General features: G+C 68.2%; 25 protein-coding genes and 1 other RNA gene. 10 read left to right on the top strand and 16 right to left on the bottom strand.

The window, feature by feature from the left end:
• Window positions 1-25 precede the first annotated feature (25 nt).
• Both ACFYRU_RS28670 and ACFYRU_RS28665 read right to left on the bottom strand, forming a co-directional pair.
• Window positions 26-1,057, bottom strand: a complete 1,032-nt coding sequence (locus ACFYRU_RS28670; protein ID WP_387663999.1) for a hypothetical protein — start codon at window positions 1,055-1,057, stop codon at window positions 26-28.
• Window positions 1,058-1,293: 236 nt separating this feature from the next.
• Window positions 1,294-3,612, bottom strand: coding sequence for a M4 family metallopeptidase (locus tag ACFYRU_RS28665; protein ID WP_387663997.1), 2,319 nt, complete (start codon window positions 3,610-3,612; stop codon window positions 1,294-1,296).
• A gap of 438 nt (window positions 3,613-4,050) precedes the next feature.
• Here ACFYRU_RS28665 and ACFYRU_RS28660 point away from each other — a divergent pair, with 438 nt between their 5' ends.
• Genes ACFYRU_RS28660 through ACFYRU_RS28645 form a run of 4 tightly spaced genes read left to right on the top strand, consistent with a single transcriptional unit; the run spans window position 4,051 to window position 7,762 of the window.
• Window positions 4,051-6,354, top strand: a complete 2,304-nt coding sequence (locus tag ACFYRU_RS28660; protein WP_387663995.1) for an FHA domain-containing protein — start codon at window positions 4,051-4,053, stop codon at window positions 6,352-6,354.
• A 30-nt stretch (window positions 6,355-6,384) separates the two neighbouring features.
• Window positions 6,385-6,816: a MarR family winged helix-turn-helix transcriptional regulator gene (locus ACFYRU_RS28655; protein ID WP_387663993.1), complete on the top strand. Its 432-nt coding sequence runs from the start codon at window positions 6,385-6,387 to the stop codon at window positions 6,814-6,816.
• 17 nt (window positions 6,817-6,833) lie between these two features.
• Window positions 6,834-7,157, top strand: a complete 324-nt coding sequence (locus ACFYRU_RS28650; RefSeq protein WP_387663991.1) for an epoxide hydrolase N-terminal domain-containing protein — start codon at window positions 6,834-6,836, stop codon at window positions 7,155-7,157.
• Complete coding sequence (locus ACFYRU_RS28645) at window positions 7,112-7,762, top strand: hypothetical protein (protein ID WP_387663989.1); 651 nt, start codon at window positions 7,112-7,114, stop codon at window positions 7,760-7,762. Before ACFYRU_RS28650 ends, ACFYRU_RS28645 begins: the two co-directional genes overlap by 46 nt.
• A 64-nt stretch (window positions 7,763-7,826) precedes the next feature.
• On the opposite strand, the gene ACFYRU_RS28640 is transcribed toward ACFYRU_RS28645, so the two are convergent.
• Window positions 7,827-8,603, bottom strand: coding sequence for a helix-turn-helix domain-containing protein (locus ACFYRU_RS28640; protein WP_387663988.1), 777 nt, complete (start codon window positions 8,601-8,603; stop codon window positions 7,827-7,829).
• A 79-nt stretch (window positions 8,604-8,682) separates the two neighbouring features.
• Here ACFYRU_RS28640 and ACFYRU_RS28635 point away from each other — a divergent pair, with 79 nt between their 5' ends.
• Window positions 8,683-8,823 carry a hypothetical protein gene (locus ACFYRU_RS28635; protein WP_387663986.1) on the top strand — a complete coding sequence of 47 codons (141 nt, stop codon included), beginning with the start codon at window positions 8,683-8,685 and terminating at the stop codon, window positions 8,821-8,823.
• Here ACFYRU_RS28635 and ACFYRU_RS28630 read toward each other — a convergent pair.
• From ACFYRU_RS28630 to ACFYRU_RS28620, 3 genes are all read right to left on the bottom strand, one after another.
• Window positions 8,820-9,614, bottom strand: a complete 795-nt coding sequence (locus ACFYRU_RS28630) for an alpha/beta fold hydrolase (RefSeq protein ID WP_387663984.1) — start codon at window positions 9,612-9,614, stop codon at window positions 8,820-8,822. The two genes, ACFYRU_RS28635 and ACFYRU_RS28630, sit on opposite strands and share 4 nt — an antisense overlap.
• Window positions 9,615-9,713: 99 nt before the next feature.
• The gene (locus ACFYRU_RS28625; protein ID WP_387663982.1) at window positions 9,714-10,238 is read right to left on the bottom strand and encodes an SRPBCC family protein; all 525 of its coding nucleotides are present in this window, start codon (window positions 10,236-10,238) and stop codon (window positions 9,714-9,716) included.
• A complete protein-coding gene (locus ACFYRU_RS28620) occupies window positions 10,235-10,546 on the bottom strand; it encodes an ArsR/SmtB family transcription factor (RefSeq protein WP_387663980.1) in 312 nt (103 codons plus the stop codon). Before ACFYRU_RS28620 ends, ACFYRU_RS28625 begins: the two co-directional genes overlap by 4 nt.
• A 121-nt stretch (window positions 10,547-10,667) precedes the next feature.
• On the opposite strand from ACFYRU_RS28620, the gene ACFYRU_RS28615 reads away from it, so the two are divergent.
• On the top strand, window positions 10,668-11,246 hold the full coding sequence (locus ACFYRU_RS28615; protein ID WP_387663978.1) for a Uma2 family endonuclease: 579 nt from the start codon (window positions 10,668-10,670) through the stop codon (window positions 11,244-11,246).
• Window positions 11,247-11,252: 6 nt separating this feature from the next.
• Here ACFYRU_RS28615 and ACFYRU_RS28610 read toward each other — a convergent pair whose 3' ends face one another.
• The 9 genes from ACFYRU_RS28610 to ACFYRU_RS28570 all read right to left on the bottom strand — a co-directional run bounded on the left by ACFYRU_RS28610 (window position 11,253) and on the right by ACFYRU_RS28570 (window position 18,585).
• Complete coding sequence (locus ACFYRU_RS28610) at window positions 11,253-11,807, bottom strand: GNAT family N-acetyltransferase (protein ID WP_387663976.1); 555 nt, start codon at window positions 11,805-11,807, stop codon at window positions 11,253-11,255.
• Window positions 11,808-11,920: 113 nt separating this feature from the next.
• Window positions 11,921-12,298, bottom strand: a transfer-messenger RNA (tmRNA) gene (gene ssrA / locus ACFYRU_RS28605).
• 85 nt (window positions 12,299-12,383) lie between these two features.
• On the bottom strand, window positions 12,384-13,052 hold the full coding sequence (locus tag ACFYRU_RS28600; protein ID WP_387663974.1) for a DUF1275 family protein: 669 nt from the start codon (window positions 13,050-13,052) through the stop codon (window positions 12,384-12,386).
• Between the two features lie 16 nt (window positions 13,053-13,068).
• Entirely contained in the window at window positions 13,069-13,629 is a 561-nt protein-coding gene (locus ACFYRU_RS28595) for a DUF1707 and DUF4870 domain-containing protein (RefSeq protein ID WP_387663972.1), read from the bottom strand.
• A 166-nt stretch (window positions 13,630-13,795) separates the two neighbouring features.
• Window positions 13,796-14,269: an SsrA-binding protein SmpB gene (gene smpB / locus ACFYRU_RS28590; protein WP_387663970.1), complete on the bottom strand. Its 474-nt coding sequence runs from the start codon at window positions 14,267-14,269 to the stop codon at window positions 13,796-13,798.
• 21 nt (window positions 14,270-14,290) lie between these two features.
• A complete protein-coding gene (locus ACFYRU_RS28585; RefSeq protein ID WP_387663968.1) occupies window positions 14,291-15,637 on the bottom strand; it encodes a M23 family metallopeptidase in 1,347 nt (448 codons plus the stop codon).
• Between the two features lie 84 nt (window positions 15,638-15,721).
• A complete protein-coding gene (gene ftsX / locus ACFYRU_RS28580; RefSeq protein ID WP_387663966.1) occupies window positions 15,722-16,633 on the bottom strand; it encodes a permease-like cell division protein FtsX in 912 nt (303 codons plus the stop codon).
• 39 nt (window positions 16,634-16,672) lie between these two features.
• A complete protein-coding gene (ftsE, locus tag ACFYRU_RS28575; RefSeq protein ID WP_077013482.1) occupies window positions 16,673-17,362 on the bottom strand; it encodes a cell division ATP-binding protein FtsE in 690 nt (229 codons plus the stop codon).
• Window positions 17,363-17,535: 173 nt separating this feature from the next.
• Window positions 17,536-18,585: a carbohydrate kinase family protein gene (locus ACFYRU_RS28570; RefSeq protein ID WP_387663964.1), complete on the bottom strand. Its 1,050-nt coding sequence runs from the start codon at window positions 18,583-18,585 to the stop codon at window positions 17,536-17,538.
• A 116-nt stretch (window positions 18,586-18,701) separates the two neighbouring features.
• On the opposite strand from ACFYRU_RS28570, the gene ACFYRU_RS28565 reads away from it, so the two are divergent.
• The 4 genes from ACFYRU_RS28565 to ACFYRU_RS28550 all read left to right on the top strand — a co-directional run bounded on the left by ACFYRU_RS28565 (window position 18,702) and on the right by ACFYRU_RS28550 (window position 21,011).
• Window positions 18,702-19,082 carry a hypothetical protein gene (locus tag ACFYRU_RS28565; RefSeq protein ID WP_387663962.1) on the top strand — a complete coding sequence of 127 codons (381 nt, stop codon included), beginning with the start codon at window positions 18,702-18,704 and terminating at the stop codon, window positions 19,080-19,082.
• Entirely contained in the window at window positions 19,075-19,242 is a 168-nt protein-coding gene (locus tag ACFYRU_RS28560; RefSeq protein ID WP_387663960.1) for a hypothetical protein, read from the top strand. The genes ACFYRU_RS28565 and ACFYRU_RS28560 overlap by 8 nt, the downstream gene beginning before the upstream one ends.
• A gap of 96 nt (window positions 19,243-19,338) precedes the next feature.
• Entirely contained in the window at window positions 19,339-20,604 is a 1,266-nt protein-coding gene (locus tag ACFYRU_RS28555) for an ABC transporter substrate-binding protein (protein ID WP_387663958.1), read from the top strand.
• Window positions 20,601-21,011 carry a cytidine deaminase family protein gene (locus ACFYRU_RS28550; protein WP_387663956.1) on the top strand — a complete coding sequence of 137 codons (411 nt, stop codon included), beginning with the start codon at window positions 20,601-20,603 and terminating at the stop codon, window positions 21,009-21,011. The genes ACFYRU_RS28555 and ACFYRU_RS28550 overlap by 4 nt, the downstream gene beginning before the upstream one ends.
• On the opposite strand, the gene ACFYRU_RS28545 is transcribed toward ACFYRU_RS28550, so the two are convergent.
• Window positions 21,008-22,000, bottom strand: a complete 993-nt coding sequence (locus tag ACFYRU_RS28545; RefSeq protein ID WP_387663954.1) for a TIGR03842 family LLM class F420-dependent oxidoreductase — start codon at window positions 21,998-22,000, stop codon at window positions 21,008-21,010. The two genes, ACFYRU_RS28550 and ACFYRU_RS28545, sit on opposite strands and share 4 nt — an antisense overlap.
• Window positions 22,001-22,009: the final 9 nt, after the last annotated feature.

The following is a 22,009-nucleotide window of genomic DNA, read 5'->3' as shown; positions in this document are numbered from 1 at the left end:
AACGGGTACGGCGGCGCGAGGAGAACTAGTTACTGCACTCGAGCTGCATCGAAGTCGTCACGTTGAACACATCTTCGTGGCCCGCGACGATCTGATACTGCACGTAGGTTCCACCGGCCACAGACTTCTCTTCGAATCTCGCCTCGTCGCCGGCGTTGGCTCCGAGAGAGATTGTCTGGTTCGGCCCTGACAGCGCGTCGGACGCGACGCGCAGTTGAATCGGAGCAACCGTGCTCTGGTTGTTGTGCGTAGTCGCTTTGAAGTTGACGCAGCCGCTGATGTCAGGCATCACGATCAGGATGGAGGCCACCGTCGAACCGATGAAGTTCGCTTTGTTGGCCGAGCCACCTGGGTCGTCTGCGATCGTGACCTGCCCCGAAGTATTCACACGCTTGAAGCGCCTCGCGTAAGCGCTACGCCAAACGTAGTGTGCATAGGACTTGGCCGTGGAGATGCCGGCGCCGTACGGCGACCGTGCCCCGACCATGAGGCGATAGGCGGCCACAGAGCCGGGAAGATTGACCTTGATGACCACCCGACCGCTCTGATAGCGGCCGAACCCGGTCGTAACCCAGGTGCGTGCATCTGTGCTGTATCGCTGGAGGTAGACGGCAGTGCCGGCTGGCGGCGTCGGAAACACTCGCCCGATAGCTGTCAGCTGGCCGCTGTCCGGGTCGGTCGTCATGATCGAGTCGAACACGACCTTCTGATACGTGACCGGGTAACGCACCGGGCTGTAGGCAGGCGCGTACGTCCCCGACCCCGCGTAGTACGCGCGGTAGTCGAAAGCGCCTTGCTGCACGATCGAGAACTTGAACGCGCCCGTGGAGCTCGTCCGCGTGCTCGCCAGGTTGCTGAACCGTCCTCTGCCATGGATCGAACGCTGCAACCGAACCGTGCCGCCTCGTACGGCGGTCGTCGTCCCCCGGCGAACGATTCGCCCGGACAGGCTGATCGTCGAGCCATAGGTCGCGGACGCCGGCGCGCTCAGACTCACCGTTACGCGCGCTGAACCGGCACCCAACGCCGGCGAGCTGACGAACACGCCGCCTGCCACCGCACAAGACAGTACTGCGGCAATCAGTGCCCCAGTCCGTCGTCTCCGCAATCTGAATCGTCCGAACACCACTTAATTGCCCCCTTTGGCAATGCTTCGAGCACCGACGCAATCGACGGCTCGGCACATCATCACCAGCGGCCCTGGAAACAGCCTGAAGTCGCAGTGAAGTCACGGACAAAGAGCCGGCCGCCGCATCCTCACGGATGCGACGGCCGGTCACACTCAGGAGAAGGTCAGCTCACGTTGAGGCCCGTGTCGTCTACGACGAAGGAGGTCTGCAGTGAGACGTCCTCGGTGCCGGTGAAGCTGATCGACACCGTCTGGCCCGCGAAGGACGAGAGGTTGAACGACTTGAGCGAGTAGCCGCTCGCCTTGTTCAGGTTGGAGTAGGTCGCCAGCGTGGTCGAGCCCGCCTTCACCGTCAGCTTGTCGTACTGCGTCGTCGTGGTCGTCTCCGCAGAATCGATGTGCAGGTAGAAGGAGAGCGTCGCCGAGCAGCCGGCCGGGATGGTCACCGACTGAGTCAGCGTGTCGGTGTGAGTGGTGCCATAACCGTCCATCCACGCCTTCCAGGAGCCGCTGTGCGCGGGCTGGGAGGTGCTGTTGTCGATCACGCCCGCCGATGCGGTCCACGGAGCCGCCGAACCGGTCTCGAAGCCCGGGTTGCCGAGCTTCTGGCCGGGCGACGAGCAGCCGCCACCCACCGGGCTGACGGTGATCGTGAACGACGTGCTGCCGGAGCCGCCTGCGCTCGCGGTGGCCGTTGCGGTCACGTTGTACGTACCGGCGGTGGTCGGCGTACCGGACACGGTGCCCGTGGAGGAACCGATGGTGATGCCGGCCGGGAGACCGGTGGCGGACCAGGTGTACGGCGCGGTGCCGCCGCTGGCCGACAGCGTGAACGAACCGATCGCGGTACCGACCGTGGCGGTCTTGTTGCCCGGGTTGGTGACAGTGACGCCACCGGAGACGGAGCACGTCGGGTCACCCGACTGCGCCGGTACGCTGACCGCGTCCCACGCCGCCTTGACGGTGTTGAACTCGGCGCAGCTGCCCGGGTACAGGTTCTTCGCAGCCGTCAGGGTCCAGGTCCGGTACTTCAGGTACGAGGCGCTGCTGGTCTTCATCAGCATCGCGTTGTACATGATCTTGATGGCCTTCTGGATGCCCAGACCGGTCACCGTGGAGCTGTTGCAGGTCGGTACGTTCGGGTTGCCGCCGCTGCCCTGCGAGACCAGGACGAACCAGTGGTCGCCCGGACCGGCCGCGGCGTGCACCTCGGAGCCCGGGATCGAGCTCGAGTAGCAGTTCGGGTCGCCGACCTGGGACGGGTCGTACATGTTGCGGATCGGGCCCTGGCCGACCAGGTTGACCTCTTCACCGACGTAGAAGTCCGGCGGGTCGTACGCCGACGACTGGTTGCTGTACCACTCGGTGGCCGCGCCGAACGTGTCGGCGACGAACTCCTGGGTACCGCTGCCGGAGATGCCACCCGGGGTGTGGTCGTCGATGCCGTGACCGAGCTCGTGGCCCACGACGTCCATCGAACCGATCCACTGGTTGGCGTTGTTGTGTCCGACCTGCACCTGGGTGCCGTCGTAGTACGCGTTCACGTCGGCCAGGCCGACACGGATCGGCCAGCCGCCGCCGTTACCGTCGAACCCGTTCCGGCCGAGCCAGTCGGTCAGCATGTGCCGCTCGGTCTGCGCGGTGTACAGCGCGTCGACGCAGCCGGTCTCCCTGCTGGTCGCGTTGCCGTTGCCCCACAGGTCGTCCGGGCCGGAGAACGTGGTGTTGTTCGCCGCGTCCTGGCAGGACTGGTTCGTGGTGTTCGGGTCTGTCATCGAGTACGTGCTGCCGGAGTGCGTGGTGTCCAGGTGGACCGGGTTCGGGCCGCTGTACGCCGCCGTACCGTCGCCGAACAGCACGTGCTCCTTGGTACCGAGCACCTTGCCGGTCTGCGCGTCGACGTACACCGAAAGGCTCGACGGCTCCTTGCCGCTGCTGCCGCTGACCCGGGACTGCCAGGCGAGCTTCGGCGTGCCGTTCAGGGCGTAGACCGCCAGCGTCGGCTTGGTCGACGAGTCGACCCGCTTCAGCTGCTTGTTCGCGGTCTTCTGCGCGGCCGCCGCGGTCACCTTCGCGGTCGTCGACAGGTCCGGTACGGCAGTTGTCTGCGCGACCGAGGTTGCCTTCACGGCCCCCTTGTTGTCGGTCACGACGACGAAGTCGCCACCGACCACCGGGAGCCCCTTGAACGAGCGCTCGTACGGGACGTACTGCAGACCTGACTGGTCCGAGATCACCGGCTTGGCGGTGAACTTGTCGTCCTTAGAGGCGTGCAGGGCGCTCGGCCGGCCGGCCACCAGTGAGGACGCGGAGTCGGCGGCGAACGCCTTCGACTGCGCTGCTGAAGGCCTGGGCGGTGCCGCACTCTGGGCCGCGGTGGCCGCACCGGCCGCCGAGGTACCGAGTCCGGCGAGTGCTGCCGCGGCGAGGCTGGTGACCCCGATCACGACGGCAGGCTTGCGGGAACGCTGGAACAAGACCATTGGTAGTGGTCCCTTCACATGAATGGTGCTGGGCGGGTTGCGCGCTGGACCGGACTGCAGGCGGTGCACCACCTCCGCCTGGAACCTCCGGCCTCTTCATCCGGGATCTGCCTCCGGAAGACCCCTTTCCATCCAATCCCGATGAATCGTGCGGCGAGACACTATGTCCGGCACCCCGGCCGGGCAAGGCGCTGTCGTGCCGTTGGCACCTCGATGACAACTGACCGCGTTGTCATGGCTACAAAGCGCTGACAAAGCTTGGTGTCAGCTGAGAATCATCACGGTCCGGTGAGTGGCTTGACGCGGACAGTACGGATGTTGTGCGGTCAGCGAACCACCAGTGGTCCGGGGCAGACCTGGATGGCAGAATCGCGCAGACGGGTCGGCCGCGGCGGGGTGCTCGCGCGGTGCGACGGATCGACGCCGGCTGGGGTGTGAGTGGAAACCGAATGCGTGCTGTCGCTCGGCGACCAGCGCTGGACGCTGCCACCTGAGTCCGACGGCGCCGACACGATCACCATCGGGCGCGCCTCGAACGCCGACATCCGGCTGCAGGCCGACGACCAGATCTCCCGCATCCACGCCCGGCTCACCCGCACCGCCGGTGCCTGGACCCTGCACGACGAGTCCCGCAACGGCACCGGCCTCAACGGCCTCCGCATCACCGCCCCCACTCCGTTGACATCGGGCGACCGCATCCACATCGGCCGCTCCATCCTCACCTTCCACAAATCCACCACCCCCGGCCCTACCGCCCCCACTCCCGTCACCCCCGCCGGGAACTCCACTCCGCCACCCCCCGCCGCCGCCCCCGCCTCTTCCACCCCCGACGCGGGCTCAGCTTCCTTCACCCCCGACGCGGGCTCTGGTTCCTTCACCCCCGGCGCCGGCTCTGGTTCCTTCACCCCCGGCGCCGGCTCTGGTTCCTTCACCCCCGACGCCGGCTCTGATTCCTTCACCCCCGAGGCAGCCCCGGCTTCCTTCGCCCCCGAGGCGGCCCCGGCTCCTCTCGCGCCTGATGCGGCGTCGTCTCTCGCCCCGGGCACCCCTCCGCCGCTCGACCCCGCGCACTCCGCTGAGCCGACCCCGTTCGCACCTGCACCAGAGCCACCACAGGCCGCCGAACAAGCCGGCCCACTCCACCCAACCGGCCACGCCACACCAGCCGACTTCCCCCCACCCCCAGCCGAGCGACACCCCGACGACTTCCGACCAGCGCCCGCCGTGCCGCACCCCGCCGACTTCCCACCCGGGCCCGCCGAACCACACCACGACGACTTCCCACCACCCCCAGCCGAGCGACACCCCGACGACTTCCGAGCGGCGCCCGCCGAGCCGCAACCCGACGACTTCCCACCTGGGCACATCGAGCCATACTCCGACGACTTTCCACCGGCGCCCGCCGAACCACACCCCGCCGACTTCCCATCCGCGACCGCCGAGCCGTACCTCGACGGCTCCTCACCAGCGCCCGTCGAGCCACAGCGCGGCGACTTCTCGCCGGCGCCCGTCGAGGACCGCGCGGGCGCCTTCCCGAGCGGTCCACTGGATGGCCCGTACGCGGACGACTTCCCGCCTGCGCCCGAGGAGTCCTACCCGGCGGCACGGGGTGATGGTGGGTGGGCCGCTTATCCGTCGGCCGACAGTCCGGAGCCGGTGCGGTCGCCCTGGGAGATCTCGGCGCGGATCGACCAGTCACAGCCGAACTGGAACGAGCCCGACGGCCGGCCCGCAAACACCGACCGGCGCAACGGCGGCGGCCGGGGCGCATCGGCTGGCGCGGGCGGCGGCCGAGCCGCATCCGGTGGCACGGGCGGCGGCCCGGGCGCGTCCGGCGGCGCGGGCGGCGGCCGGAACGCATCCGGCGGCGCGGGCGGCCGCCGGGGTGCATCGGGTGGCGCGGGCGCCCGCCGGGGCGCATCCGGTGGCGCGGGTGCTGTGGGTGACACTGGTGCTTCGCGTGGCGCAGGTGCTCCAGGTGGCGCGGGTGGTGCGGGGCGGCGTGGACTGCGGCTTTCTGAGCAGGCGGCGGAGTGGCGTACGGCGGAGGGCGGTGACGACGCGGTCGGGACGGTTCGGCTGCCGCGGGTGCTGATCGCCGCCGGTGGCGTGATCGTGCTCGGACTGATCGTCAACCTCGTCGTCACGTTCTTCAGCGACGGCCCCGGCGGCGCGCTGCGGTGGCTCGTACCGCCAGGCATCGCACTAGTGGTCGCAATGGTGCTCGCATTGCTCGACGCCGCGGCGCCGAAAGACCACCGTCCGGGGAAGTTCGACGTCTCGGTGATCATCGCGATCGCGGTAGTACTCGTCGGCGTCGGAGTCGGCGGGTTCGCGCTGACGGCCGGTACGGAGTACGTCGCCGGTTACCTGACCGGCAACGAATCGGGAGCGGACCGCCTCACGAAGCCGGTCTCGAAGCCCGGAACGGGCATCACGATGACCGTCGAGAAGGTCACGTACACGAGCCATTTCACCCGCATCGAGGTGCTGGTCGCGAACGGCAGCAAGGAGGCGTTCCAGATCCCGATCGACGGTACGACCTTCACCGCTGCGGACGGTACCGCGCTGCGCGCCGACACCGGCAAGAGTTCGTGGCCGGGCAAGATCCCGGCGGGCGGTAACGAGCACGGGACGATCACGTTCAAGGGCCACCTGCCGGACAGCGCCGACCAGGCAGTACTCACCTTCAAGTCCGGCACCACCACCTTCGCCGTCTCGGGAATCCTGCTCACGCACTGAAACATCGAAAATCGATGTATAGTCGCGTCCGTGAGTGACCTGGACGTCGACCGGCTGACCACGGTCATCGAGGACTTCAACACGATCTTCATCCGGCTCCCGTCGGTCCGCCGGCTGAACTTCTCCGCCCTCTCGGTCCTGCACACCCTCGACCGCAAGGGCCCGCTCCGCCTCACCGCGCTGCTGCCGACCGAGCAGCTCAAGCAACCGGCCCTGACCAGCCTGGTCACCAAACTCCAGGACGACGGACTGGTGGAACGCCGACCCGACCCGACCGACGGCCGCGCCAGCCTGCTCTCGCTCACCGCGGCCGGCCGGGAGATCGTCCACTCCCGCCACGCGAACCGGGTCGCGGAACTCGCCGCCCTGGTGAACCGCCTCACCCCCGGCGAGCGCGCCGTACTCGCCGGCTCGATCGACGTCCTCCACCGCCTGACCGAACTCGCAGCGGAACCCGCATGATCCCGAGCCTGATATCGGTGTCCGACGAGGTGCTCGACGACCTCCGCACCCGCCTGCGCGCGACGAAGTGGCCGCGCGACGCCGGCAACGACGACGGCTTCTACGGCGTACCTCGTACCCGCCTGCAACCGCTCGTCGAGTACTGGGCCGACGGCTACGACTGGCGCGCCGCCGAACGGGCGATCAACAACTACGACCACTTCCGCGTCGACGTCGGCGACGTACCCGTGCACTTCCTGCGCCGCCCGGGCGTCGGCCCGGCGCCGGTCCCGTTGATCCTGAGCCACGGCTGGCCGTGGACGTTCTGGCACTGGTCGAGATCCACATCGGCTCGGCGCTGAAGCTCGACTTCTTCAACGGCGACCGCGGCTGGGACCTGAGCGGCGGCCGGCCGATCCCGGCGGGGCTGCCGGCGGAAATCCACGACGGGATCGTCCGGTTCGAGCGCCGGTTCGCCGCGCATCTCGCGGCCCACGTACTGCACCCGGCGACGCTCGGCTACGGCCTCGCCGACTCGCCCACCGGCATGCTCGCGTGGATCATGGAGCGCTGGCTGAGCTGGTCGGAGAACGAGCCGTTCAGCGACGACGACCTGCTCACGCACGCGACGATCTTCTGGGCGGGCAACGCGATCGACACCTCGATCCGTACGTACGCGAACAACAACCGCTACCCGTGGGCCCCGTCGCACAACCGCACCCCGGTGGTCGAGGCGCCGACCGGGATCACGTTCGTCGGGTACGAGAACCCGCCTGGCGTCCGCACCCCCGCCGAGCGCGTCGAGAACTTCCTCGCGAGCGACCGCGCGGCCTGGTACAACCACGTCAACATCACCGCGCACCCGAACGGCGGCCACTTCATTCCGTGGGAGATACCAACGGAATGGACCAACGATCTGCAGCGTACGTTCCGCGATCTGCGGTCGGGCGTACCGAAGAACGGGTAGAGGTTCGCGGGCGGGCCGTCGTCGCCGTCCGCTCAGGCGGGCGCGCCCGCCTGACGCCGTACTACTACCCGTTCTTCGGTACACGCTGGAAGTACTGCGCGGTCCGTTCGTCGGCGGGCAGGTACGTCTCGACTGCGATCTCGTCGAGGGTGATGTCGAACGCGGTGCCGAAGGTGGTGATCGCGCTCAGGAACGTGAGGTCGGTGCCGCGGTGCCGGAGCTGGATCGGCAGGGCGATGTCGGCCGGGTCCGGCGGCGTGCCGGCAACGGGGCCGTGGGCAACGAGTTCGTCGTACAGCTGATGGAGGAACGGATCGCCCGCGGTCGCGGCCTGCCGGGCGAGCCGGGGCAGCAGGTAGCCGCGGACCTGTTCCAGGTTGCGGATCCGCGGCGCCAGCCCGTCCGGGTGCAGGCCGAGCCGCATCAGGTTGACCGGTGCCGCGAGCAACTTCCGGTCGACGGTGGCGAGGAAGGCATTGAACGGGCCGTTGGCAAGCAGCAGGTTCCACCGCCGGTCGACAGCGACCGCCGGGTACGGCGCGTGCGCGCGGAGGAACTGCTCGAGCGCGGCGCGGACCCGCGTCTGGTCCGGATCGTCGAGCGGCGTCTGCCGGTACACCGGCGCGTGACCGGCCGCGACCAGCAGCCGGTTGCGTTCCCGCAGCGGTACGCCGAGCTGCTCGGCGAGGTGCAGCACCATCGCACTGCTCGGGATCGTCCGCCCGGTCTCGACGAAGCTGACGTGCCGCGCGGACACATCCGCCTGGATCGCGAGATCGAGCTGACTCAGCTTGCGCCGCCGACGCCACTCCCGCAACAGCTCACCGACCGGTTCGTCCACACCCACAAGTATCCCGGACCCCTGCAATTACAAGCCATGTAATCGACAGCCGTCCCGCCCGGGCCGCATCGTCGTCGGCATGACGATCAAGGAACTCACCCTGCACGTGGTCATGCACTACGTCATGACCACGCCGGAGTCCGCGCAGGCCGTCGTCGACATCTGGCGGTTCGAGAACGACCGGATCGTGGAGCACTGGGACGTCGTACAGCCGGTCTAACGACCTCGGCGGACCAGGTACTGCCGCAGTTGGCGGGCGATCTCGTCCGGGGAGTTCTCGTCCGGGGCGTTGTGGTCGAGGCCGGGCAGGATCGCGTACTCGGCCTGCGGCACGATCTCGGCCAGCTTCGGGAGTACGCCGGTCAGGTACGCCGGCGTCTTCTCGCCCCCGAGCAGCAGGGTCGGCGCCGCGATCCCGGCGTACCGGCTGCCGTCGGAGTCGAGCCGTACGATCTCGCCGAGCTCGGCCGGTGTCAACGGGATGAGATCGCGTTCCTCGCGGCCGAACATCAGCAGGAAAGAGATTGCCCACAGCAACGGAGTCGCCTTGAACGGCAACAGCTGCGTGCCTTTCAGGAACGTCGTCATCGCGGACACGAACCGCCCGTCGGCGACCTTCCGGTCGAACGCCTCCAGCCAGCTCAGGTCGAACGACCCGCCCAGACTGACGCCGGGCTCGTACACGATCAGCGCGTCCAGCGCCTGCCGTAGTCCCACGTGCAACCCGATCAGCCCGCCGTAGCTGTGTCCGAACACCACCCGCGAACCGGTCTGTTCCAACACCCCGAGTACGTCGTCCACCTCGACCTCGACGCTGTACGGCGTACCGCGGGCGGCGCTGGCGCCACGTCCGCGCCGCTCCACCACGTGCACCGTATGGGCCCCGGCCAGCGCCCGGGCCAGCTCCTGGTAGTGATGCGCCCGCCGGTTCGTCCCCGGTATGACGACCACTCCAGGCCCAGACCCGTACGTCTCGACCGCAACCCCACCCACCAGTTCAAGCTCGCCCACGGCGCCTCCCTCGTTCACAGACCCCATGGTTGCCAACGTCACTGACATGGCTCTGTCTTCCCGCTGGCACGCCTGTCTTTGCGCTGGCACGAGAGATTGCTACTGCGAACGGAGGGCCTTGGCCTGCTCCTGGTACGCCGGGACCAGCTCGGCCCAGCGGGAGTCGTCGGGGGTGCGGCCGGTCAGATAGGCGGCCAGGTTTTCGGCGTGAAGCTGCCAGCCGGCGCCGAAGTACTCGAGCTTGTCGGCCGGCAGGCCCCGGACCTCAATGGTCAGGACGGTCTGGTTGCCGTCGGCCCTCAGAGTCGCCTCGACGGTCTGGTCGAACGGTGCCGGGCCGTTGCCGCGGGCTGCGGACTCGTCGGACTCGCGGCTGGTGTAGCGCAGGCGCTGCGGTGGTTCACACACGTCGACACGGCAGCGCCCTTCCAGGTCGGCGGATTCGAGGTACACGGTGAACGCGCCGCCGAGGCGCAGGTCGCCCTCGACCTTCCCGTACCAGCGCGCCAGCCGTTCCGGATCGGTCACCGCCGACCAGAGGTCGTCGATGTCGGTGTCGTACCGGTCCTCCAGCCGTACGACGCCCTTCCCGTCCGCCAGCGCCAGTCGTCCCAGGATGTTCATGGCCGTTTACCCCTCGCAATCTCGGTATGCAGAGCGTCCAGCCGCTGCTGCCACAGGCTCCGGTAGCGCCCCAGCCACTCGTCCAGCTCCGCCAACGGCTCCGAGCGCAACGAGTACACCCGCCGCTGCGCCTCCTGCCGGCTCTCCACGAGCCCCGCCTCGCGCAACACCCGCAGGTGCCGCGACACCCCCGGCCGCGCGATCGGCAACAACTCCGCCAACTCCCCCGCCGTAGCCGGCCGCACCGCCAGCGCCTCCACCAGAGTCCGCCGCCCATCATCAGCCAACGCCCGCAACACAGCTTCCACCCCACCTATGTAACCACCAGGGTACGTAACCGTCAAGGTACATAAGCGCTGTCGGGGAAGATCCGCGGTGAAGCAGTGGACGCATGGAACAATGGATGCTGGAGACGAGGAGGAGATGATGATGACAGCTGTCCCGCTGCCGCCTGCCCATCTGCTCACCGTTGGCGAGTACGCGGCACTCGGCGAAGACGACAGCGGCCGGTCGGAGCTCATGGAGGGCAATCTCTTGATGTCGCCGAGCCCGAGCCCGGATCACAACATGGCCGCGCTACGGATTGCCCTGCAGTTGATGCCACAACTGCCGCAGGATCTCGAAGTCATCACCGACGTCGACATCGATCTCGAACTCGCGCCGGCCGATCAGCCCGGTTTCTCGCGGCGGCCCGACGTCATCGTCGTACGACGCTCCGCGCGCCGGCGCGTCCGGGCCGAGGGTGGGCTCATCCGGGCTTCCGAGGTCCGCCTGGTCGTCGAGATCGTCTCGCCAGGTTCGCGCCGTACGGACAACGTCGTCAAACGGGCTGAGTACGCCGACGCCGGCATCCCGCACTACTGGATCGTCGACATCGACGAGCCGGCTTCCCTGCTTGCCTGCCACCTCACCGACAAGTTCGGTTACCTGGACGCCGAAGTCGTAGGCGGCACCTTCGCCGGCACCGAGCCGTTCCCGATCAACCTGGACCTGGAAGACCTCCGCTAGCCGGTTTCACTTGCCCGACTGCGAGGACACCGTGGTGCGGGTGATTCGGTAGCGGACGTTCGGGCGGAGGGGGCCTTCGGGGGCGGTGGGGTCGTCGAAGTCGTCGGCCGGGTCGCGGGTCATGCCGATGCGGTGCATCACCGCTTGGGAGCGCAGGTTGGTGGCCGTCGTGATCGCCAGGATCTCGGGCAGCTCGAGGGTGTCGAAGCCGAACGCCAACCCGGCCCGGGCGGCCTCGGTCGCGTACCCCTTCCCCCAGGCCGAGCGGGCCAGCCGCCAGCCGATCTCCACGCCCGTGAACGGCATGTCGTCGTCCACCGGGTCCAGGCCGGCGAAACCGACGAACTCACCGGTCGCCCCCACCTCGACCGCCCACCACCCGTAGCCCTGCCGCTCGAAGTCGGCCTGGAAACTCGCCACCGAGGCATCGCTCTGTTCACGGGTCAGCAGCTCACCCAGATGCTCGCGAACCTCAGGATCCGCATTCATCGCCGCCCACGGTTCGAGATCGGAATCCCGCCATCCACGCAGCACAAGACGATCGGTACGCAGTTCAGTCACGCGGCTCACCCAACGCGACCGCCCACCCCCGAGGCAACGCATTTTCCAGCATCGACAGCGCGGTCGGAAACGACGAAGTGCCTGGCCGGAAGCCGGCCAGGCACTTCGAAGAGGGGTGGAGGTGGCGGGAATCGAACCCGCGTCCTTCGGCGTTGCTCCAAGGCTTCTCCGGGCGCAGTCTGAATGGCGCTTTTCTCGGCCCCAGCGTTTGTACAGACATCTCGCTGACAGGCTCAGTCACTGTAAATGTCCCCTGCTAACCCCGTGACCGGGCTAACAGAGCAAGCTCTCTAAATGAGGCCAGGAACCGGGGCGAGAGCATCCCCGGGCTGACCACCTCTTTAAGTGCTCAGGCCGTCAGGCGGCGAGAGCGAGGTCAGTGCGCTTTACGTTGGCACTTATGGTTTTCCAGAGATCGTTAACGAGATAACCCTGGATCCTCGGCCCGCTTCTCTTGGAACATACGTCCAAAGTCGAAACCGTTCACCCCCTGTTGAGTTGTCAAACTCCCACCCAGTAGCCCGGTGGAAGATCCACACTATCAAGTCCAACCAACTGCCCGCACCTGACATTCCATCAGCCCGCCGGCGCGAGGACGAAGATCGCGGCCGCGGCGGCGACCACCGCTCCGGCCAGGGCGATCACCCAGCCGGTGGTGGCCTGGAGGAGGAACGCACCGGCGGCGGCGCCGGCGAGCATCGCGAGGATCGAGCCGAGGCGGCGGTACGGGCTGGCCGCGCGTCCGCTGCCGAGCACGCTGTCCGCGGCGAGGCCGGTGAGGGTCAGCGTGAGTACGGTCGTGGTCAGGTCCTTGGGCGCGACGTGACGTACGGTCGCGTTCTGCAGCCCGAAGCAGGCCGCCAGCGCGAGGATCAGCACGTACGAGGTCCCGCCCGACTCGTGGAGTACGCCGGCTCCGACCAGCAGGCCGCACAACAGCAGCACCGCCGCCTGCGCGCCGAAGGCGACCCCGAGCCAGCGCCGCGGGTGCGCCTCGAGGATCCGCGCCGCCCGGCCGCCGAGCAGCGATCCGAGGACGAAGCCGAGTACGGCGACCACCGGCGGCCCGAGCCGGAACCCCGACCCGGGCGCGACCGCGAACCCCAGGAACACCACGTTCCCGGTCATGTTCGCGACGAAGGTATGTCCGAGCTTCAGGTAGCTGACCGCGTCGATCAGCCCGGTCGCCGCGGTCAGTCCGAGGAACGCGCCGACCTCCCACCGTGCCCCGACTGGAACGCCCATTCCAGCAGGGTAGGGCCTACTTGATCAGGCGCAGCGTGAACGGGTACCGGAACTTGCCGCCGGCCGCAGTGGCGAGGCCACCGATGCCGGTGAGCAGGAACCAGAGGATGCCGAGGATCGGGAACAGGAACCCGAGGAACCCGTGCGTGAACCCGGTCAGCACCCCGAGCAGCGCGAACGCACCGGCCGCGGTGAGCTGGAAGTTCAGCGCCTCGACGGCGTGCCGGCGGACGGCGGGGTTCTTCTGGCCGGCGGTCGCGACGACGAGCGCCGGGCCGACGAACGAGGTCGGGTACCCGAGCCAGTGCGCGACCGTGCCGAGGCCGCGGCCGTCGCCCTGGTAGGTCTGCAGCGGCGCGGGCCGGGTGAACGCGGCCGGCGCGAACGTCGGCACCGGGCGGGAGACGAGCCCGTCGAACGTGCTGTTCAACTCGGCCCGGGTCCGCGCCTTGAGCGCCTTCTCCAGCCGGAGGTCGAACTCCATGTGGTCGAGGCGGCCGTCGGCGTACATCTCTTTGAGGATCTCGACGGCCCGATCCCGCTGCGCCGACGTCACCAACAACTCTGAAGTGGACATGCCTCCACTGTGCGCGCCCGAACCCACCCACCCCATCGGGTTCAGCCCCTACCAGCCCCTGACCTGACCCCAGCCGTCAACTCCGGTGCGGCGTCGCCGGCCCGCCCCTGCCCTTCCTGCTTGAGCGTATCCGTTTCCGTCAGCTAGCCCGGAGGTTATCCACAGGTCAGCTGCGGCGGCGGTCGGAGAGGGCTCTTTGGGCTTCTCGGTTGGCTTGGCGTTCGGCCAGGGCGTGGCGCTTGTCGTAGTCCTTCTTGCCTCGGCCGGTGGCCAGTTCTACCTTGGCGTAGCCGTCCTTGAAGTAGAGGGACAGCGGGATCAGGGAGACGCCTTGCTGTTCGACGGCGCGGATGAGTTTCTGGACCTCGTCCTTGTGCAGCAGCAGCTTCCGGGTGCGGCGGGGTTCGTGGTTGGTCCACGTGCCGTGCGTGTACTCCGGGATGTGCATGCCCTGCAGCCACAGCTCATTGCCGCGAACGGACGCGAACGCGTCGACGAGGGAGGCCCGGCCTTGGCGTAGGGACTTGACCTCGGTCCCGGTCAGCACCAGCCCGGCCTCCACCACGTCTTCGATGTGGTAGTCGTGTCGCGCCTTACGGTTCTGCGCGATCGGCTTCTCCCGGCCGGACTGTTTCACCATCCGTCCAGTATCGCAGGTAGCTCAGAGCCACCCCATCGGATTAACCACGTCGCCGTCCTTGTAGACCATGAAGTGCAGGTGGCACCCGGTCGAGTACCCGGTCGTACCGGACCAGGCGATGATCTCGCCGCGCTGCACTCGTTCGCCGACGTGCGCCTTGTACTTCGACAGGTGGTTGTAGACGGTCGTGATCGAGTGCCCACCGATCACCCCGTGTGAGATGAACAGCCGGTTCCCGTAACCACCGTTGAAGTACTTGTCCGTCACCACCCCGTCGGCCGCGGCGCGGACCGGCGTACCGCAGGGTGCGCGGAAGTCGGTGCCGTCGTGCAGCTTCCAGATGTGCAGCACCGGGTGGAACCGCATCCCGTACGGCGAGGTGATGTAACTGCTGACCGGATAGCCCAGCCGTCCGTCGCCCGTCGACGGCGGATCCGGGATGTCCCGCGGCTGCCGGTGTTCCTTGCGTGCCCGAGCCCGCTCGGCCGCCTCCGCCGCCGCCTTCCGGCGCGCCGCGGCCGCCTTCTCGGCCTTGGCCTGGGCGATCAGCATCTGCTGGACCCGGTTCCGTTCCCGCAGCAGCGAGTTGTACTGCGCGAGCTCGGAGTTCTTCTCCTTCTCGGCCGCCTTGAACGCGGTCAGCTTGACCGCCGCGACCGCTGCCGCCTCCGCCCGGTCCGCCGCGACCTGCTTGGTCAGCTCGGTGACCTTCTGGACCGTCGCGGCGGCCTCGGCGCGCGCCGCCTCGGCGTCCTTCTCCGCGGCCGCCATCTTGACCTGCTTGCTGGCCAGCTGCGCCTGCGCGTTGTTCAGGTTGGTGATCGCGTTGCTCTGGATGCCGAACACGTTCCGCTGCACCTGCATGCCGGTGGCGATGTCGGCCGGCGCGGCACCGCGTAGCGCGATCGACAGTCCGACCAGGCCGTTCTGCTGCTGGTACGCCGACCGTACGGCACGACCCGCGACGGCCCGCTTCTCCGCGATCTGCTGCTCGCCGGCGGCGACGTCGGACGCGGCCGTACGCAACGCCGCCTCGGCCGCGACAAGCTTGCCCGCGGCAACCGCGTCGGCGGCCTTCGCGGCAGCGAGCTGCCCCTGCGCGGCGGCGTACCGGACCTGCACGGCCTGGTACTTCGTGACGGCTTGGTTGTACGCGGCAACGGACTTGCCGAGTTGGTCGGACGCGTCGTCGAGATCAGCCTTGGACTGGTTGATCTTCGAGTCGAGTTCCTTCTTCTTGGCGGCTGGGTCCGGCGGTCGCGCCGCCGCCGGAGCGGACGGGACCGCGGCCAGGACGCCGGCGGACAGGGACAGGACAAGGCAGCAAGCGGTAACCACAGGCTGCCGCCCCCGCGGTTTCGTAACCACAGGTCGACCCCTTGCTCTGGATGACATTGTGCGGTACTGGAGTGACTGCTGTTACTCCTGTTACTGCACCATAGGTCACCCGGGTCAGACTTTGAGGTATTTCCGCGTCGTCAGGAATGTCGGGACGACCGCCAGCACCAGGCCGACCACGACCATGATCAGCGTGGCCCGGAAGGTTTCGGTGGCGCCGACCCACTGCCAGACCCGGAACGTCTCCTGCGCGCGCTGCATGATCATGAAGTACACGATCATCCACAGCGTGCCGCAGGCCAGTACGGCGCCGATGATGGCGGCCAGTACCGCTTCCAGCAGGAACGGCAGCTGGATGTAGAAGTTCGAGGCACCGACCAGGCGCATGATCCCGATCTCACGTCTGCGCGCGTACGCGGCCAGCCGGATCGTGTTCGCGATCTGCATCAACGCAGCGACCAGCAGCAGGCCGGCGCCCGCGTACGACCCCCATTGCAGCCAGTTGAGCGCCTTGAACAGCGGGTCGAGGTACTGCCTGAGGTCCTGCACGGTGTCCACGCCCGGGAGGCCGGCGACCGCGCTGACCAGGTTCTGGTAGCGCTGCGGGTCCTTGAGCCGGATCCGGAACGACTCCTGCATCTGGTCCTGGGTGACCGTGCTGACGATCGGCGAGTCCTTGTACAGCTTCTTGAACGAGTCGAACGCCTGCGCCTTGGACTCGGTGAACACACCGTCAGGCGCGGTGTCCGGGTTCTGCTCGATGACCTGCTGGATCCGGTTCTTCTGCTCCTGGGTCACCTCGGCGCCGGAGCAGCCGCGGCCGCCGGAGTCCTTGGTGCAGAGGAACACCGAGATCTGGATCTTGTCGTACCAGTTCCCCTTCATCAGGTTGACCTGCTCGTGGGCGAGCAGCGCGCTGCCGAACAGCGACAGCGAGACCCAGATGGTGACGACGACCGCGATCGTCATCGAGAGGTTCCGCTTCAGCCCGATACCGAGGTCGGAGAGGATGTAGTTCAGGCGCATTTCGTCAGTCAGTCCCCTGGAAGTCGCTGTGCTCGGCGGTCAGTGCTGGTAGCCGTAGACGCCGCGCGACTCGTCGCGGACGACGTGACCGTTCTCCAGCTCGATCACGCGTTTGCGCATCTGGTCGACGATCGACACGTCGTGGGTGGCCATCACGACCGTCGTACCGGTCCGGTTGATCCGGTCCAGCAGCTTCATGATGCCCACCGACGTACCGGGGTCGAGGTTTCCGGTCGGCTCGTCGGCGATCAGGATCATCGGCCGGTTCACGAACGCCCGGGCGATCGCGACCCGCTGCTGCTCACCGCCGGACAGCTCGTCCGGGAGCCGGTCCTCCTTGCCGTCCAGACCGACCAGCTCGAGTACCTCGGGGACCGTCTTGCGGATGTGCGAGCGCGGCTTGCCGATCACCTGCAGCGCGAACGCGACGTTCTCCGCGACGGTCTTGTTCGGCAGCAGCCGGAAGTCCTGGAACACGGTGCCGATCTGGCGCCGCATCTGCGGGATCCGCCAGCTGGCCAGCCGGTTCAGGTCCTTGCCGGCCACCATGATGTGACCCTTGGACGTGCGGTGCTCACGCAGGACCAGACGAAGGAACGTCGACTTGCCGGACCCGGAGGTACCGACCAGGAAGACGAACTCGCCTTTCTCGATCTCGACGTTGACGTTCAGCAGAGCGGCCTTGGACTGGCCCTCGTACGTCTTGGAAACATTCTCGAAGCGGATCACGGATTCATCCGGCCGTGGTCGGGAACAGGGAGCGACGCGACGGTAACCACGAAGTGCACCGTACGCCACCGGAGCGGCCGGCGATTAGTCTAGGCGTTCCACGGCGTGCCGCCGACCAGGCCTGCCGCTCCGTACGGCCGCGTCCGATACCCGGTGCGTTTGAAACGGACGTACTACGCGTCCGACTGGCGGGCGATGGTCGCCGAGGCGCGGCGGACGATCGGGACCGGGCCGGCCGGCAGGACGTCGCCGATGAACTCGTAGTGCTTCAGGACGTCGGGGTCGACGTCGCCGGGACGGTGCCGGCTGTGGTCGCGGACCCAGTCGATGATGTCGCCCCAGCCGGGCGCGGCGAGCGATCCGCCGAAGTGCTGCACGGACAGCCCGGCGCAGAGGTTGCCGAACGCGAGCCGGTGCGCGAGCGGCCAGCCGCGGAGCGTACCGAGGACGAGTGAGGCGAGGAACACGTCACCGGCCCCGGTCGGGTCGTACGAGCGCACCGGCAGCGCCGGTACCTGCTCCTCCTCGCCGGTCGTCTGGTCGATCGCGAGGACGCCGTCCGCGCCGTTGGTCACCACCGCGAGCGGGACCCGCTCCGCGAGCTTGTGCAGCGCGGCCTTCGGCGTGTCGGTACGGGTGTACGCCATCGCCTCGCCGGCGTTCGGGGTGAACGCGTGGAAACCGTCCAGTACCTCGAGGACCGCCGGTGACCACTCGTCGGTCGGGTCCCAGCCGACGTCGCCGAACAGCAGCGCGCCGGACTCGCGGGCCTCGACAGTCCAGCCGGGCAGCTCCTCGGCGACCGGCACGATCGCGGAGCGCGTGTTCAGCCCCGGGCCGACCAGCTTGCTCGGGTCGCCCGGCGCCTCGTGGGCGTGGGTGACCATCGCCCGGTCGCGGTCGATCGACATCGACACCGTGACCGGGGAGTGCCAGTGGCCGATCCGGCGCGAGTGCGACAGGTCGACGCCCTCCTGGTCCGCGAGCGTCCGCCAGCAGAAGTCGGCGTACACGTCGTCGCCGAAGACCGCGGCCAGGCCGCTCTTCAGGCCGAGCCGGGCGGCCGCGATCGCGAAGTTCGCGACCCCGCCCGGGCAGGAACCCATGCCCTCGGCGAAGATCTCGGTCCCGGTGATCGGGGCGGACTCGAGACCGGTCATGACGATGTCGTAGAACACGGTCCCTTGTACGAAGACGTCGTACCCGTCCTGCTGGTCCGTCACGGTGACACTACTCCTTGTCATCCTGGTCGGTCGGTCGTGGAATGCTCCTTCGTAGCATCATCGACCGGTCAACACCACGGAATTGGGAGGACGATGATGAGCGCCGAGGTGTGTCCGTGATTCCTACCTGGATCTCCGTCGTCGGGGTCGTGATGACAGTGCTCTCACCGCTGCTCGCGCTCGGTGGCGTCGTACTGGGTTCGTACCTGACCCGCAAGTCCGACCGCGAGCTCGACACCTGGCGGCACCGCGAGGAGACGATGCGGATGGTCCGCTGGGCGGTCGAACAGATCCTCGAGGGCGAGGACGCCGGGACCGACGCCGGGGTGGTCACGCTCCGTTCGCTGATGCGGTCGGAGCTGTTACAGCCCGAGGACTACGACCTGGTCGCCGCGCTGACCGCCGCCGTAGCGATCGACCGGGTCGGGGCGGACGCGTACGCTGATATCGCGGAAGCTGACATCGAGGTCGTCGAGGGAGACAGTGACCATGGCTGAGAAGCGGACCGTCAAGGTCTCCCGCCAGGTGATCGAACTGGCTCGCCTGCACGTCGAAGCCGCCCGCAAGGCCGGCCGCAAACCCGACGAGGGCGTGGCCCGGATCGCCAACGCGCACCCCGACAACGGCAGCGACTCCGCCACCCCGGCACCGGCCTGATCTCCACAGCTGGAAATGCCGTCGACATAGGCCGCCCCGGCCGTAAGGTCGGTGTTCTGTACGCAGGCTGTGGGACTGCGCGGAACGGAGGCGGCAATGACTGGGATGACGCGGCGGCGGTTGCTGGGGATCGGGGCCGGGCTGTCGGCGATGGCGGTGGCCGGGTGTGGGTCCAACAGCGGACGGCCCTCCACGAGCAGCGGCTCCAAGCCGACGCTGCAGCAGTGGTACCACCAGTACGGCGAGGCCGGTACGCAGCAGGCGGTCGAGCGGTACGCGAAGGCGTACCCGGACGCCACCGTGACGATCCAGTGGTCGCCGGGCGACTACGACAAGAAGGCGGCGACCTCGCTGCTGACGGATCAGGGGCCGGACGTCTTCGAGTACGGGAACGGCCCGACGATCGACATGATCAAGGGCAACCAGGTCGTCGAACTGACCGACGTACTGGGTGACGCGAAGTCCGACTTCAACCCGGCACTGGTCGAGCGGATGACGTACCAGGGCAAGCTGTACGGCGTACCGCAGGTCGTGGACATGCAGCTGCTCGTGTACCGCAAGAGCCTGTTGAGCGCTGCCGGCGTTCAGCCGCCGCAGACGGTGGACGAACTGCTCGCGGCCGCGAAGAAGCTGACCACCGACAAGGTCAAGGGCCTGTTCGTCGGCAACGACGGCGGCGTCGGGGTGCTCGGCGGGCCGGCGTTGTGGTCGGCCGGTCTCGACTACCTGACCGCAGACAACCAGTTCGGCTTCGACGACCCGGCGGCGTTCGAGTCGCTGCGCAAACTGCGCGAGTTCTGGACCGCGAAGGTGCTGTTGCTGGGGGCACCGACCGACTGGTCCGACCCGGCCGCGTTCACCCAGGGCCTGACCGCGATGCAGTTCACCGGGCTGTGGACGCTGCCCGCGATCGAGAAGGCGCTGCCGGGCGACTACGGCGTACTCCCCTGGCCGAAGCTGAACGCCACCACGGGCAAGCCGAGCGTCCCGATCGGTGCGTACGGGTCCTGCGTGAACGCGAAGTCGAAGAACGTCGACGCGGCGAAGAAGTACGTCAAGTGGTTGTGGGTCGACCAGACCGACGACCAGCTCGACTTCGCGCAGTCGTACGGCTTCCACATCCCGGCCCGGAAGAGCCTGGTCGAGAAGGCCGACAAGCTGAAGTCCGGCCCGGCCGCCGACGCGGCCAAGCTGGCAACCGAGAACGGACACGCACAAACCCCGATCCTGTGGTCCCCGAAGGCCGGCTCGGCCTACTCCGACGCCCTCAACAAGATCATCCGCACCGGCGCCGACCCAGCCACCGAGATCAAGACCGTCAAGTCCGTCACCGAAGCCGAACTGAAGCGGATCACCGGATGAGCCTGACTCTGCAGCCGTTGACCGGTGACGACCTCGAGTTGATCGAGGTGGCTCGGCGTACGGTCGACGCGAACACCGACGGACCGGACGGCATCTACACGATGGGCGCCGCGGTCCGCGGGATCGACGGCCGGATGTACGCCGGTATCAACCTGTACCACTTCACCGGCGGCCCGTGCGCCGAACTGGTCGCCCTCGGCCGCGCCCGCGCCGAGGGCGCCCGCGAACTCACCACAATCGTCGCCGTAGGCAACGAGAACCGCGGCATCTTCGGCCCCTGCGGCCGCGACCGCCAGATCCTCGTCGACTACCACCCCACCATCCGCGTCATCCTCCCCTCCGCGGACGGCCCAGGCGCGGCCCTCGCCACAGACCTCCTCCCCGGCGCCTACCGCTGGGAGCCCTAGACCTTCGGGATGATGTCCTTGCCGTAGGAGGCCAGGGTTTGTTCCTTGGCGTCGTGTTGGAGGTAGAGGGCGAACTGGTCTACGCCGAGGTCTTTCAGGTCGGTCAGGCGGGAGAGGTGGTTCTCGACCGGGCCGAGGATGCAGAAGCGGTCGACGACCTCGTCGGGGACGAAGGCGGTGTGCGTGTTGCCGGCGCGGCCGTGTTCGGCGTAGTCGTACCCCTTGCGGCCTTCGATGTAGTCGGTGAGTGCTTTCGGCACGGCGCCGGACGCGCCGTAGCGGGCGACGATGTCGGCGACGTGGTTCCCGACCATGCCGCCGAACCAGCGGGTCTGCTCGCGCTGATGCGCCAGGTCGTCCCCGACGTACGCCGGCGCTGCCACGCAGAACTTGATCGCCATCGGGTCGCGGCCCGCCCGCTCGGCGGCCCGCCGTACCGCGGTGATCATCCACTCGGCGATGTCCGGATCGGCGAGCTGAAGGATGTACCCGTCGCCGACCTGACCCGTCGCCTCCAGCGCCTTCGGGCCGTACGCCGCCACCCACACGTCCAGCGCACCGTTGTCGACCCACGCGAACTTCAACTGCTGACCGCGATAGGAGACGGTCTCGCCGCGGGCCAGCGCGCGGACCACCTCGACGCACTGCTTCAGCTCGTCGATCGTCCCGGGCTTGGCGCCGAGCGTACGCAGCGCCGAATCGCCGCGGCCGATCCCGCAGATCGTCCGGTTCCCGAACATCTCGTTCAGAGTCGCGAACTGGGACGCGATCACCGTCCAGTCCCGGGTCCCCGGGTTCGTCACCATCGGCCCGACGACCACCCGTTGCGTGGCCGCCAAGATCTGGCTGTAGATCACGAACGGCTCCTGCCACAGCAGATGCGAGTCGAACGTCCACACGTAGGAGAACCCGGCGTCCTCCGCCTTCCGCGCCAGCTCCACGACCGTGGACGCGGGCGGATCACACTGGAACACCACACCGAAGTCCACCGCATCCCC

Origin of the sequence: Kribbella sp. NPDC004536, from assembly GCF_042873835.1 — a bacterium.
Taxonomy (GTDB): domain Bacteria; phylum Actinomycetota; class Actinomycetes; order Propionibacteriales; family Kribbellaceae; genus Kribbella.
Note: the sequence above shows the minus strand (reverse complement) of the source record. Positions and strands in the feature narration are given on the sequence as shown.